Annotated in this window: 7 protein-coding genes; 6 read left to right on the top strand and 1 reads right to left on the bottom strand. The window is 32.9% G+C overall.

From position 1 onward, the window contains the following. The first annotated feature begins 373 nt into the window (after positions 1 to 373). The 6 genes from H8R22_RS00790 (at position 374) to bglX (ending at position 13,043) form a co-directional block, all read left to right on the top strand. Positions 374 to 3,154, top strand: coding sequence for a helix-turn-helix and ligand-binding sensor domain-containing protein (locus H8R22_RS00790; protein ID WP_187009418.1), 2,781 nt, complete (start codon positions 374 to 376; stop codon positions 3,152 to 3,154). A 291-nt stretch (positions 3,155 to 3,445) separates the two neighbouring features. Further along, positions 3,446 to 6,481 carry a SusC/RagA family TonB-linked outer membrane protein gene (locus tag H8R22_RS00785; RefSeq protein ID WP_222616891.1) on the top strand — a complete coding sequence of 1,012 codons (3,036 nt, stop codon included), beginning with the start codon at positions 3,446 to 3,448 and terminating at the stop codon, positions 6,479 to 6,481. A 17-nt stretch (positions 6,482 to 6,498) separates the two neighbouring features. Next, complete coding sequence (locus H8R22_RS00780; RefSeq protein WP_187009419.1) at positions 6,499 to 8,148, top strand: RagB/SusD family nutrient uptake outer membrane protein; 1,650 nt, start codon at positions 6,499 to 6,501, stop codon at positions 8,146 to 8,148. 2 nt (positions 8,149 to 8,150) lie between these two features. Further along, positions 8,151 to 9,749 (top strand): family 16 glycosylhydrolase, encoded by a 1,599-nt coding sequence (locus H8R22_RS00775; protein WP_187009420.1) that lies wholly within the window; start codon positions 8,151 to 8,153, stop codon positions 9,747 to 9,749. Positions 9,750 to 9,786: 37 nt separating this feature from the next. Next, entirely contained in the window at positions 9,787 to 10,623 is an 837-nt protein-coding gene (locus H8R22_RS00770; protein WP_187009421.1) for an endonuclease/exonuclease/phosphatase family protein, read from the top strand. 95 nt (positions 10,624 to 10,718) lie between these two features. Then, positions 10,719 to 13,043: a beta-glucosidase BglX gene (bglX, locus tag H8R22_RS00765; RefSeq protein WP_187009422.1), complete on the top strand. Its 2,325-nt coding sequence runs from the start codon at positions 10,719 to 10,721 to the stop codon at positions 13,041 to 13,043. 898 nt (positions 13,044 to 13,941) lie between these two features. On the opposite strand, the gene H8R22_RS00760 is transcribed toward bglX, so the two are convergent. Continuing rightward, positions 13,942 to 14,388 (bottom strand): hypothetical protein, encoded by a 447-nt coding sequence (locus tag H8R22_RS00760; RefSeq protein ID WP_187009423.1) that lies wholly within the window; start codon positions 14,386 to 14,388, stop codon positions 13,942 to 13,944. Between the last annotated feature and the right edge of the window lie 138 nt (positions 14,389 to 14,526).

Raw genomic sequence — 14,526 nt, 5'->3', positions numbered from 1 at the left:
AAAATCAATGTTTAAAGGGTTTTTTATTTTAATTTGGTTGAAAGTCTTATAGTTAGATCCAAGTCTACTAAAAGTCCTATAACTTTATACAAGTTTAGAGCTGATGCCTGTGAATAAAAATAGTGAAGCTCTTATATTGTATTTTTAAAGATAGCTAGATTCAAAAAAAATATAAAGTATATATTGATTCCATATCATCAGGTAAAACAAGATTTATTTTTTTTCAGAAAATCTCTCAATTATAAGATAGTAGTTCGCATTTTATTTGACTCGTTTTCACAGAACAATATCTTTTGTAAAATAATTCAAATCAAGTTTTTCTTGATTATTGATTTTGTACTTTGCAACGATTTTATAAAAATAGGCTTTATTTATGAAAACATTTTCTTTTTACTCGCCACTATGTTGTTTATTATTTCTTTTAATAAATAGTAATATACTAGGTCAAGAGCTACCTCCTATTCAAAAGTTTACTCCAATAGATTATAATGGAGAAAACCAAAACTGGATGATTTCTCAAGGATCTAATAAGTCTATTTATGTAGGGAATAACGAGGGGCTTTTAGAGTACAACGGAGCCAAGTGGAAAATGTATAGGTCTCCAAATAATACGATAATTAGAGCGGTAAAAGCTGTTGGAAAACGGATTTATACTGGATGCTACATGGAATTTGGTTTTTGGGAAAGAGATGTATTTGGAGGTTTAAATTATAAATCAGTGGTTTCTAAATTTAAGAAACCAATGGTTGAAGATGAGCATATTTGGAATATAGTTACTAATGATGAATGGATTTTGTTTCAGTCATTTAATAGAATTTACTTTTACAACTCAAAGACTGGTAGTACTAAAATTATTAATTCTAAAAATGGTATATCCAGAATATTTAATGTCAACGGTTTTATCTACTATCATGTAGAAAGAGAGGGTATATATAAATTCGAAGGAGGACAGCCAAGATTAATAATTGATAATACAGTTTTTAAAAACGATAAGATAGTGGGCATGTTCCACATTACGAACGGACTGTTAGTTTTGACACGTAGCTCGGGTTTTTATAAATTAATAGAAGGTAAATTGACCTCGTGGAATTTTTCTGGAAATGAAATTTTAAGGAAAATGAATATTTTTAATAGTATTCAGCTTCGTGACAAAAGCTTTGTTATTGGAACGATAAAAAATGGTGTTATTTTTTTAGATGTAAATGGTAATATAAAACTTGAACTCAATCGAAATAATGGATTAAGTAATAATACTGCTTTAGGGTTATTTGAAGATGTTGACAATAACGTTTGGGTAGGATTAGATAACGGTATTAATTGTGTTAATCTAAAAGCTCCAATACGGGTATTTAATGACGATGAAGGGGAAATAGGGACAATTTATGCCTCTATAGTCCATAACAATATTTTATACTTAGGTACAAACCAAGGATTGTTCTATAAGAGGGCATTCACTCAGGATTCTTTTAAATTTGTAAACGGTACTTCGGGTCAAGTTTGGTGCTTGTTTAAATATAAGGATGATTTGTTATGTGGTCATCATTCAGGAACCTTTGTAATCAATAATGATAAAGCGAATTTAATATCGGCTATACCAGGTACTTGGGAATTCAAAACGGTTTCAAAAACAGAAGATATTTTATTACAAGGAAATTATAATGGATTGAATGTCCTTATAAAAGAGGATGGAATTTGGAAGATTCGAAATAAAATTAAAGGATTTGATAACTCGGCCCGCTATTTTGAAATTGGAGAGAATAATGAATTGTGGGTTAGTCATGGCTATAAAGGACTTTTTAGACTTAAGATAGATGAAGGTTTAACAATGGTCAAAAATGTATCGATTGACTCTAAAACTCCGTTCGATAAAAACTCTAGTTTAATAAAATATAATAATAGGATTTTGTATGCAAATAAAGGCGGTATTTTAGGTTTCGATAGTGTAAAAAATGAATTTGTAAGAGATAAAGTCCTTAGCTCCTTAGTGGATCAGTCCGCGTATGCATCAGGAAAATTAGTTGTAGATGAAACAGGAAAATTGTGGGTTTTTACGAAGGAAAATATAAGCTATGTTGAGTTAAACGACTTAACAAATGATTTAAAAATTAATAAAGTTGCCATTTCATATTCTCTAAGAAAAGGGCAAGTTGGCTATGAAAATATTTCTCACCTCCAGAACAATAACTATCTTATAGGAATAACAGATGGCTATTTAATTTTGGATATTTCTCGAATAAATCAAAGCAATACTTATCAAATTGAATTAAATTCTGTCACATTAAATAGTGTTGATCAGGAGAAAATCAAGATTGATATGCAAAAGTCAGGAGATTTTGATTACTCAAATAATTCAATTACTTTTAGTTACAGTGTCCCCATTTATGATAAATATAAGGAGGTTAAATATCAATTTCGACTTAAAGGTCGTTATAACGATTGGAGTGAATGGAATACCAAATCTGAACTTGTATTTGAGAACTTATCCTTTGGGGATTACACATTGAATATTAGAGCTAAGGTGGGTGATAAACTCTCTAATAATACTATAAACTATCAATTTAGAATAGCTAGACCATGGTTTTTGTCAAATATAGCAATATTCTTTTATCTACTAATTGTTTTAGGATTTTCTTTGATTCTCCATAAAAGTTATAAAAAGCATTACAAAAAAGTTCATGAGCGTAAACAGTTGGAAAATGAGCAATTAATTACCAAAATAAAAAACGACCAACTATATCAAGATATAGAAAGTAAAAATAGGGAGCTTGCCATCTCTACTATGAGTATTATTAAAAAGAATGAAGTTTTAAATAGTATTCAGAAAGAATTAAAGCGCAACAGAGGTACTGATAATGATGCCACTTTGAAACTTATTGACAATAACTTAAATGATAGCCAAGATTGGTCATTTTTTGAAAAAGCTTTTAATAATGCAGACAAGGGCTTCTTGGATAAGATAAAGCAATCTCATCCAGATCTATCGCCAAACGATTTGCGTTTTTGTGCCTATCTAAGACTAAATTTGTCATCAAAAGAGATAGCTCCGTTGCTAAATATATCTATAAAGAGTGTTGAAACAAAACGTTACAGATTAAGAAAGAAATTAGGATTAGATCATGACAATGGTCTTGTGACCTATATTTTAAATTTCTAAAGACACTACAAACACTAAATTTACCACGACATTACCACTACAGGGAAGATAAATGAACATTATTAGATCTGGCTATTAGTTATGCCGATTAGTTTTGTGCTATAATGTTTTAAAGGCTTTTCAGTTATTTATCATATTTTTTACTAAATAAAATGCGATGTTCGTTTTTTGTCGTGCTTATTTTTACGAAATCTTCATTTTTTGATCTTAAGTTTACATCGTCACAAGGATGAGGCATACATTTATCCGAAGTTGATATCTATGTTTAGAAACCATTCAAACCATTTTTATATGAAACTAAAACCAATTTATTTAAAATCAAAAATTCTACTTCCTTTAATTTTTCTGATGTTTGCCCCTTTAATGTTGGCTCAAACTCAAAGAAAAGTGTCGGGAACGGTTTTTTCAGCTAGTGATAACAAACCATTGCCAGGAGCATCAGTTATGGTTAAAGGCACAACTAATGGTACATCTACAGATTTAGATGGTAAGTTTACATTATCTATAACAGGTACTCAGAATGTTTTGTCTATTTCTTACATGGGATTTCAAAGCAAAGAAGTGTTAGCGACCTCTAATTCATTAAGTGTATTGCTACTGGAGGATACAAATACATTAACTGAAGTTGTAGTAGTGGGTTATGGAACACAAAAGAAGAGCGACGTAACAGGGGCGGTCTCGAAAATTGACGTGGAGAAAGCAATAGCTATTCCTACTACAAATATTTCTGAAATGTTAAGAGGTAAAGCGGCGGGAGTGCAAGTGACTTTAGGTTCAGCAAGACCGGGTGGCTCTTCTAATATTTTGATTAGAGGTAGAAATTCAATTAGAGGTGGTAATGATCCGCTTATTGTTTTAGACGGCTTTCCAATAGAGAACATCAATGATATTAATCCGGATGATATTGCTTCAATAGAAGTACTGAAAGATGCCTCAGCACAAGCTATCTATGGAGCTAGAGCATCCAATGGTGTGGTGCTTGTTACAACCAAAAAAGGGAAAGAGGGTAAAATGAATATAAATTTCAATTCCTATACTACTAGTCAAAGATTAACAAAAAACTTTGACATGTATAATGCTGAAGAATTTGCTCAATTAAGAAGAGAGGCAAAAAGAACTGATAATACACCTTCGCAAACCTATCTCAGTGATGATTTAAACTTCAACGGTGCTACAACTCCTGAGTATATAAATTATATAGCTGGAAATTATACAGATTGGGAGAAAACTGTTTTAAAAACGGCATTCATCAATAGTAATAGTTTAAGTATTTCAGGTGGAACTGATAAAACAAAAATTTTCACCAGTTTTAACTATTTTGACCAATCTGGTCTAGTGCCGTCTTCAAATTATAGTCGAGGTACTTTTCGTTTGAATATTGAACAAAAGTTAAATGATAAAACAAGTATTGAAGCTAATATAAATGTAGCTTCGGATAGGCAACAAAGAGAATCTTCAAATTTAGATTTTATTACAATTTCGCCATTCACTGGGCCTTATGATGCCGATGGTAACTTAGTAAAATTGCTTGCGGGTGCTAATGCGAGTAGCTCAACGGTTAACCCTTTATGGGATATTAGAGAGTCGAAGACAGAGGCTAAAAACGATTATTATAATATAAATTTTGTTGCTAATCATAAATTTACTTCAAATTTTTCTTATAAATTAAATACGTTACTTAGTAGGAGATTTGTTGATGAAGGAAGTTATATATCTACGATTCACTCGCGAGGAGTTGCCCTTGGAGGAATTGCTGACGTAGCAAGCACTCTAAGAGAGGAACATTTAATTGAAAACATTCTGAACTATAAAACTCAAATAGGAGAAAATCATAAATTTGATTTTACAGCGGTACAGTCCGTTAATCAAATAAATAGATCAAGAACAAACTCAAATGGAACGGGATTTGGTAATAATATTTTAGGTTATGATGGTATAACAACTGCTTTAAATTTTAAAGTAATCCGCGATGAAGAGCAGAAACGAATTTCATCCTTTTTGGGTAGAGCTAGGTACAACTTAATGGATAAATACCTACTTACATTAACTGCACGTCGTGATGGATCTTCTGTGTTTTCTGAAAATAGAAAATGGGGATTTTTCCCCGCTGTAGCTGCTGCTTGGCAAATACATAAAGAATCATTCTTGAAGGACAGTAAATCAATTGATCAGTTAAAACTTAGGCTAGGATATGGTTCCGTAGGAAATCAATCTTTAGATCCCTACACAACACTTGGAGTCGTTACTAATTATCCATATATTTTTGGAGGAGTTATAGTTGGAGGTGCCTTACCAGGCACAGTGCTACCTAATCCGAACTTAACTTGGGAAACATCAACCACTGCAAATTTGGGAATTGACTTCGGTTTTTTTAATAGTAGAATTACAGGTTCTGTAGAATACTATAACACTCGTACTACAGATTTGTTAACGGATATTTCACTTGGAGGTACATCTGGTTTTAGTTCTACTATTACTAATGGAGGGGAATCTAAAAACAGTGGTTTCGAAATATTTTTAAATGGAAATATTATCCGAAGTAAAAATTTAAATTGGAATATAACTACCGCGTTTACAAAAAATAAAAATGAATTAATTAAATCTGGTATTGTTGATATTGATGGAAATGCGAAGGATGATCAGTCCAGAGGTCGTTACATAGGATACTCAATAAATAATATTAGAACATTAGTTTTTGATGGTATTTTCCAAACAGATGCAGAAGCGGCCGCTTCACCACAAGCCAAACCGGGTAGTACTACTAATGCAAACCTTACGCTTTTAAGAGCAGGCTCTATTCGCTTAAAAGATGTTAACGAAGATGGTATTGTAAATGATGAAGATAATGTCATTATTAATACCGATCCTAAATGGTATGCTTCAGTTTCTAGCACTTTGAACTTTAAAAATTTTGAATTGTTTGCGGATGTTTATATTGTAGAAGGAGCTACAAAAAACAATCCATATCTATCAAGTTTTAATCAGGGTGGGACTTTGCAATCTGTGAGAAATGGTATTAAAGTTGATTATTGGACACCTGAAAATAATTCGACAACATTCCCTCGTCCTAGTTACGCTAGTGCACCAGCAAACATTGGAACGTTGGCCGTTGCAGATGCGTCATATCTCAGATTAAGAACGTTATCATTAGGATATAATTTTTCTAAATCAGTATTAGATAAGCTACATCTTAATAACTTAAAGTTATATTTTACTGCCACAAATTTAGTTACCATAACTGACTATAAATCATATAGCCCAGAGAATAATCCAAATGATTTTCCAGACACTAAGTCTTTAACTGTTGGATTTAACTTAGGACTTTAATTTTTAAATATTATATCATGAAAAATAATAATCTTTATATTAAATGGAGTTTTTTTCTTACTGCTTTATTTTTGTTGAATTCCTGTACAGAATACTTAAAGGAAGAGCCAACATCTGGTTTTACTGCTGAATTTGTCTACAACACACCTGAGGGTCTAGAAACGGGAGTTGTTGGGTTATATAATATTCAAAGATCTTTTTGGGAAAGTGGAACAAATAACGGTTCAGATCCTATTGTAATTGATGCTAAAGATGATTTGACGGTTCCTCGAGGAGGCGAAATATCTAATTATGGAAAAATTAATAGTGGTCGATTCCCAACTAATAGTGGAGTACATGGGACATACTGGAATTTGTACTATAGAATTTTAGACCGTTCAAATGCACTGATCAAAGCAGCAGCCTCGGTTGATATGCCTGATGCAAGAAGAAATCAAATTATAGCTGAGGCTAAATTTTTTCGAGCTAACTCCGTGTTTACACTATTCAAATTATTTAATAATATTTATGTTACCACGGAGCCTACTACTCCAGAGAATGCTTTAACTATAATAAAAGATAAAACACCAGAAGCGGATATTTATAAATTAGTGAAAGAGGATTTAACTTTTGCAATTGCTAATTTACAGTGGAATGTTACAGCTGGAAAGGTTGGGCAGGGTGCAGCTAGACATCTAAAAGCTGAGGTCGCTCTGTGGCAAAGTGATTGGTTAGAGGCCAAGACACAGTCTGAAACGGTTATTGCGCAGGTAGCAACACACGCTCTAAATACCGGTACTGATTTGGTTTTTAAAGGGGACATGAATACTAAAGAAGCCTTATGGGTATTACAGTTCAAAAAAGCAGTAAATGGAAATGCAAATAAGGTGAATTTTAATCTTATGCCAAATTATGCAGAACAAACACCAGGTTCGAAGTACACAATTGAGCAGGCTGGTCGTGGTTTTGGTTGGTTGACAATGAATAATTATGTTCGTGATCTATTAGCACAAAGTCCTAATGATACTCGTATTAAAGGAACATACTATATTAAGGATTATGTTTATAATGATCCGGCAACTTTACCGGCTGGTCAAACACTAGGATCTATAATTAGAAATAACCCATCAGCCCCATGGAAAGAATTTGGTGATGTAGCAAGTAGAAATGGTTTTTTCATTCGTCAAAATGCGGGTTGTAGAAAGTATTTCCCTGATGATGGCATTCCTACAGAAGATACACAAGTTAAAAATATTATGATGGCAAGATTAGCAGAAACTTACCTGTATGCTGCAGAAGCAAATATGCGATTAGGTAATAATCCTGCTGCTTTAATTAATTTAAATAAGGTGCGAACAAGGGCTAATACTCCTGCATTGACCAATGTAATAACAATTGAAGATATTCTTGACGAACAAGCTAGAGAATTAGCATTTGAAGGTCGTCGCTGGTACATGTTAAAGAGAACTGGAAAATTGTACGCTTACATTGTTAATCACGCAGGCTACGGAAAAGCTGGAGACCTAGGACTTCAAAATTCAGGCACTCACGCTAACACAGCTGCAGATCCTTTTACCTTTGCAAATGATGCTAGACGTAATATGCAAACTTGGATGGTTAATTGGGTAATTCCTAAAAGTCAAATGGACTTACTTGGTCCAGGATATCCTCAAAATAATGGATATTAATAATGTTTAAAATTAAGGATTTGAAATTTAAGGTTGTAGTAGTCGTACTCTCGCTTTTTGTAGCATGTGCTCCGAGTAAAAATAGGAATAAAATAGAATTTGCTAATAATCCTGTTATTGCTCATAGAGGTGCTTGGAAAGCGAAAAACCTTCCGCAAAACTCTATAGCTTCACTCAAAGAGGCAATTGCTTTGGGATGCATAGGGTCTGAATTTGATGTTAGAATGACTTCAGATAATATTCTTGTTGTAACTCATGATGAAAAGTATAATAACTTAGTTGTTGAGGAGACTACTTATGCGGAACTTTCAAAACATAAACTCTCAAATGGAGAGACATTACCCACATTAAAGCAATATCTTCTTGCAGGAATGAAAAATAATTCTGCCACAGGTTTAGTTTGTGAAATTAAGCCTACTAAAAAAGATGATGGTAATTTAATACTTGCAAAAAAGGTGGTGAGCTTAGTAAAAGAACTGAAAGCAGAATCATTCATATTAACTTATGTAAGTTTTAGTTATGGTATTCTGAAGAAAGTAAAAGAACTAGATGCTGGTGCAAAAATCCAATATTTATACGGATCTAAAACACCAATGCAATTAAAAGATGATGGTATTTCAGGCCTAGATTATGAACTGAGTGTCTTTAAAAGAAATCCGCAATGGATACAAAGTGCAAAAAAGCTAGATTTACTTTTAAATGCTTGGACAGCAAATAAACAAGCAGACTTGAAATGGTTAGTAGCAAATGAATTCAATTTTATTACTACTGATGAACCTGAATTATTATTCGAAACAATAAAAAAGAGTCCTATAAAACAGGGTTATAGATTGATTTGGAGTGATGAGTTTAATAGTAAAGGAAAGCTAGATAGCTCTAAATGGAGTTATGATTATGGTTTTGTAGCTAATCAGGAAAAACAATATTATACAGATAATTTAAAAAATGTTAGAGTTGAAAACGGTTATTTGATTATTGAAGCAATAAAGGAAAAAATTAGAAACAAAGACTATAAAAGTGATGCCTTTAAAAATAAAAGTTGGTTAAAGTATGTGACCGAAATTGATACTGCTGAGTATACGTCAGCCAGAATAAAAACAGAAGGTTTAGCGTCATGGAAATATGGTCGCATAGAAGTAAGTGCTAAATTACCCAAAGGTCGAGGCATGTGGCCTGCGATATGGATGTTAAGCGATGATAGAAAACAAATTGGATGGCCCGAAAGTGGTGAGATTGATATAATGGAGCAGGTAGGTTACGATAATAATATGGTACACGGAACTATTCATACTAAAGCCTATAATCATTTGAAGGGGACACAAAAGGGCAAGACCATTTTTGTTGAACAACCTAACGATACATTCCATGTTTATGCCCTAGAATGGACTCCTGATACAATGGATTTTATAGTTGATAATGTTGTCTATAATCATATTGTTAATGAGCATAATAGTACTGCTGAATGGCCTTTTGATAAAAATTTCCACCTTATATTAAACGTTGCCGTTGGTGGCATGTGGGGAGGGAAAAAAGGTATTGATGATTCCATTTTTCCTCAGCAGATGGTTATTGACTATGTTCGAGTTTTTCAAAATGAGTAAATTAATAATCTCTTTATTAAAAAGTTAGACAATATATATGAAAAAGTATACAATACATTTATTAATTATTTTATTAATTTTTACTAGTTGTAAAAGTCAAGTGGTCAAAGTTATGACTTATAATATTCGATTAGATATTGCTTCAGATGGTGATAACGCATGGAAAAACAGAAAAGAATTTTTAAGTTCTCAAGTACTCTTTTTTGGTCCGGATGTTCTTGGTGTACAGGAAGCGAGGCCTAATCAGATGGCAGATTTAAAAGAATTTTTGAGGGATTATAAAGCTATTGGTTCAGGTAGAGATGGTGGTGAGCAAGGAGAGTATTCGGCTATTTTTTATAATGTAAACAAATTCAAAGTAGAGAAAGTAAGTACGTTTTGGCTCTCTGAAACACCTGAAAAATTATCTAAAGGTTGGGATGCAGCATATCCACGAATTTGCACTTACGGCTTGTTTACTGATTTAAAAACTTCAAAAAAAATATGGATTTTTAATACTCACTTGGATCATGTGGGAGAGCAAGCACAAGTGAATGGAATAAAACAAATTCAGCAAAAAATTAAGGAGTTAAACACTCAAAACTACCCTGTGGTCTTAATGGGTGATTTCAATGTAGAACCAAATAATGTACTTATAAAAAATATATCTGAGGACATGATAAATTCAGATACGGCAGCTAAACTAAAATTTGGTCCATCAGGAACTTTTAATGGTTTTAAATTTAATGAAGCAGTAACTAGAAAAATTGATTATATCTTCATTTCTAAATCAAAACAGCTTACTGTAAACAAATATGCGGTTTTAAGTGATTCTAATAACCTTAAATACCCATCAGACCACTTTCCTGTATACGTTGAGCTAGCGATGGAATAAAATGCCATTGATGAAGTTTATTTTTTTGTATTTAGATTTTTGTGAATACATAATACGTAAGGACAATAATCAGATTAACGATTAAATCTATTTAAATGAAGAAAACAATATTAATATTGATCCCAGTGATGGTGATTTCTATAGCGCTATATGGCTTACAAGATGCCAAATTGATTAATGAAAAAAAGTATTCATCTTCTGAATCAGATGAAAATTTAGAACGTAAAGTAGATTCTGTTTTACAATTAATGCGTCTAAATGAAAAAATTGGTCAGTTAGTGCAGTATAGTGGTAAGTGGAATGCTACAGGCCCCTCAAGCTCTACAGGTGATCAATACAAACTAAATAAATTGAAAAATGGGGAAGTAGGTTCTATGTTAAATATTACTTCAGTAGCTTCTATTAGGGAAACGCAGAAAATAGTAATGGATTACTCCAGGCTTAAAATTCCTCTAATTTTTGGGTATGATGTGATTCATGGTTATAAAACCATTTTTCCGATTCCTTTAGGAGAAAGTGCTAGTTGGGATTTAGATATTATAAAGCAGACAGCAGCAATCGCTGCAAAAGAAGCAGCAGCTTCAGGAATTCAATGGACTTTTGCTCCAATGATCGATGTGTCAAGGGATGCTCGTTGGGGAAGAATAATGGAAGGTGCTGGAGAAGATCCTTATTTAAATAGTGTGATCGGAGTAGCACGTATAGAGGGGTTTCAAGGCAATGATTTGTCACTTTCACACACTATTGCTGCTTGCGCTAAACACTTTGCCGGATATGGTTTTGCTGAAGCTGGACGAGATTATAATTCTGTCAATATTGGCGAATACGAGTTACACAATACTATTTTACCACCTTTTAAAGCGGCGGCGGAAGCAGGTGTAGCAACATTTATGAATTCCTTTAATGAGATAGACGGTATTCCTTCTACTGGGAATAAAATGTTACAGAGAGACATCCTGAAAAGAGACTGGGGATGGGATGGTTTTATAGTATCTGATTGGGGGTCTATCGGTGAAATGATCGCACATGGTTATGCTAAAGATAAAAAGCATGCTGCTCAAATAGCACTGAGCGCTGGTAGCGATATGGACATGGAATCCTATGCATATGAAGCAAATCTAGAAACACTATTAAATGAAAATAAAATAACGCTTTCGCAGTTAGATGATGCTGTAAGACGCGTGCTGAGGTTAAAGTTTAAATTAGGTCTTTTTGATGATCCCTATAGGTATTGCGATGAGAAAAAAGAAAAGAGCGAGGTTTATACTAAAGAAAATTTAGCAATCGCGCGTGATGCAGCAAAAAAATCTATCGTTTTGTTAAAAAACAGTAGTAAGTTACTTCCGCTCTCGAAGGAGATTAAGAGTATCGCTGTTATTGGGCCTCTTGCAGATGATAAAGATACACCTTTGGGAAATTGGAGGGCATTGGGTAAAAACGATTCAGCAGTTTCTCTTTTAGAGGGTGTTAGAAGTGCAGTTGGTAAGAACACCAAAATTTACTATGAAAAAGGTGCAGATTTAACGATTCCTAACTTGAAACCTGGAGAAAGTCAGTTTTTGTTTCCGATCAAGTTTAATACTGATAATACCTCTGGAATTCAAGCCGCTGTTGAAGCAGCAAGAAAATCTGAAGTCGTCCTATTAGCAATTGGGGAAAATGCATTTCAAACTGGTGAAGGTCGCAGTCAAACTAATATTGGGTTTTTCGGTGTACAACAAGAGCTACTTGAAGCAGTTTATAAAGTTAATAAAAACATTGTTATTGTTCTAATGAACGGAAGACCAATGGATATTTCCTGGGCGGCCAATAATGTGCCATCTATTCTAGAATGTTGGTTCTTGGGTTCTCAGTCCGGAAATGCAATTGCAGATGTTCTTTTTGGGGATTATAACCCTTCAGGTAAATTACCAGTTTCTTTTCCACATAACGTAGGACAAGAGCCATTGTATTATAACCAAAAAAATACGGGTAGGCCAAGCAGTCCAAGCCATGTAACTTATTCTGGTTATACAGATGCTCCTAAAAGTGCATTGTATCCTTTTGGTTACGGACTTAGTTATAGTACTTTCGAATACAAAAATTTAAAATTAGATAAATCGGTTATTTCTAAGGAAGGCTCTATAAAAGTATCTGTTGATGTTTTTAATTCTGGAGGTAGAGATGGTGAAGAAGTGGTACAGTTGTATATTAGAGATTTAATAGGTAGTATAACGAGGCCAGTGAGAGAGTTAAAGGCTTTTGAGAAAGTGATGATTAAAGCGGGTGAAACTAAAACTATTCACTTTACAATAAATTCAGATGTGCTTCAGTTTTACACCCTTAATAAAAAATGGGAGGTAGAACCTGGTGATTTTAACTTATGGGTAGGAGGGGATTCTAAAGCATCTTTAAAAGCCTCATTTGTAGTTAGTGAATAAAGATTAGCAATATTTTAAATTTCATTTCTAGAGGCGAAACAGCATAATTGAGAGATAACAATTGAAATAGAATACAATTGCTTTTATTACATCTCAGGTTCTTTTGTTCAAAAAAGTGTCTGATTTGATGCTAAGCAAACCAAAATAAAACTCCATTAACCAATAATGGAGTTTTTGCTTTGTTTTAACCACATCAAAGTGATGATTTTTGATGAATAGCTATATTATGAAATTGATAGCCAGCTATTTTGACCATCGATAGTCTTGAGAAAAAAAGGTAGACTGCTTGTGGTAAAACCTACTTGTAGAAAGAACCGTTAAAAAAGATGAAAGAAATCTGTTTGGATAGAAATATTTTGGAATAGTTGATTTGATTAGGAGCGGTATTATGAAAGGAATAAAATGAAGAGTGGTTTACTTTATGTAAGACTTAAAATCATCACTACTCATAAGGAAGTGTACAAGCGTAAATGCAATCAAGGTTAGTCTATATTATTTGTAGAAAGTAGCTGCTTTAATTATGCGTTTATTTAATTTAGTAATATCCTCAAGATATTGGTTATATCTAACTACCAATTAAAAATCTTCATTACCTAAAGGTTTAGTTTCAGAAATATCTTTAATTAGTTTTTCTGATTATCTAATTGTCTTTTTTCTTCGTGATACAAAATTGTGAAGATTTGGCTTGTAATTCTATTTTACGCATATTAGAAACCCCAACTTATACTAGTTGGGGTTTTTTTATTTTTGGTTTGGTCTTGGTATTTAGTCAGTGATTTCGACTCTATGTTGTTTTTGAATTTATCTCTTCAATTAAATCTTTTATTATAAATGACCAAAACCTCTTATACATAGTTTAAGAGGTTTTAAAGGGATAAAGTAGTACTGTTAAATCGTACTAGTAGATGTCTAAGATCTTGTATTCGGTTTCGTTGTATTTGAATGAGGATTCCTTTTTAAGACCACGCATTTCTGCATAAAGTGGTGCTTTGTAAGACATTCCAAAAAAATCTTTTCCTGCAGCTTCAAAATTTTCAATAGAAACACAAATATAGAAAGTCATTTTGTTTGTAACAACGACTGCTCCAGGTTCTACTATATCACAAACTTTTGAAGAGTCCAAACTTTTTAGAAATTCCATTTCCCGTTGTGCAAATGTAAGTTCGTTACCAATGGCATTAATTAATTCCATTTTGCCTGCCGTGCGGCCTTCGGACTGACTTGGTGAATGATCGTGGTCCATAGCATCAGATTCCATATTTTCTAATCGAGTTGTAAAACCGTCAATTAAATCGTTCTGTTTTTGAAGGCAAGCTTCAAGTATTAGTTTTTTGGAAATATTCATAGTTTATTTTTTATATCAATTATTTGAATGATTAATTTAATGTGTTTAACTTTAAAAGTTAATAATAAAGAACAGTGCAATAGCTCGAATTTTGATATAATTTCAATTAGATGACTAGTTGGTGTTATTAACAAATGC

The sequence above is a fragment of the Flavobacterium kayseriense genome (assembly GCF_014305095.1).
GTDB classification, from domain to species: domain Bacteria; phylum Bacteroidota; class Bacteroidia; order Flavobacteriales; family Flavobacteriaceae; genus Flavobacterium; species Flavobacterium kayseriense.
The sequence above is the reverse complement of the archived record's forward strand: the minus strand, read 5'-3'. Positions and strand labels throughout refer to the sequence as shown.

What these genes read in the sequence shown, in the direction of transcription:
- H8R22_RS00790 (WP_187009418.1), top strand. Translation starts at nt 374, where the DNA reads ATGAAAACATTTTCTTTTTACTCGCCACTATGTTGTTTATTATTTCTT.
- H8R22_RS00785 (WP_222616891.1), top strand. Translation starts at nt 3,446, where the DNA reads ATGAAACTAAAACCAATTTATTTAAAATCAAAAATTCTACTTCCTTTA.
- H8R22_RS00780 (WP_187009419.1), top strand. Translation starts at nt 6,499, where the DNA reads ATGAAAAATAATAATCTTTATATTAAATGGAGTTTTTTTCTTACTGCT.
- H8R22_RS00775 (WP_187009420.1), top strand. Translation starts at nt 8,151, where the DNA reads ATGTTTAAAATTAAGGATTTGAAATTTAAGGTTGTAGTAGTCGTACTC.
- H8R22_RS00770 (WP_187009421.1), top strand. Translation starts at nt 9,787, where the DNA reads ATGAAAAAGTATACAATACATTTATTAATTATTTTATTAATTTTTACT.
- bglX (WP_187009422.1), top strand. Translation starts at nt 10,719, where the DNA reads ATGAAGAAAACAATATTAATATTGATCCCAGTGATGGTGATTTCTATA.
- H8R22_RS00760 (WP_187009423.1), bottom strand. Translation starts at nt 14,388, where the DNA reads ATGAATATTTCCAAAAAACTAATACTTGAAGCTTGCCTTCAAAAACAG.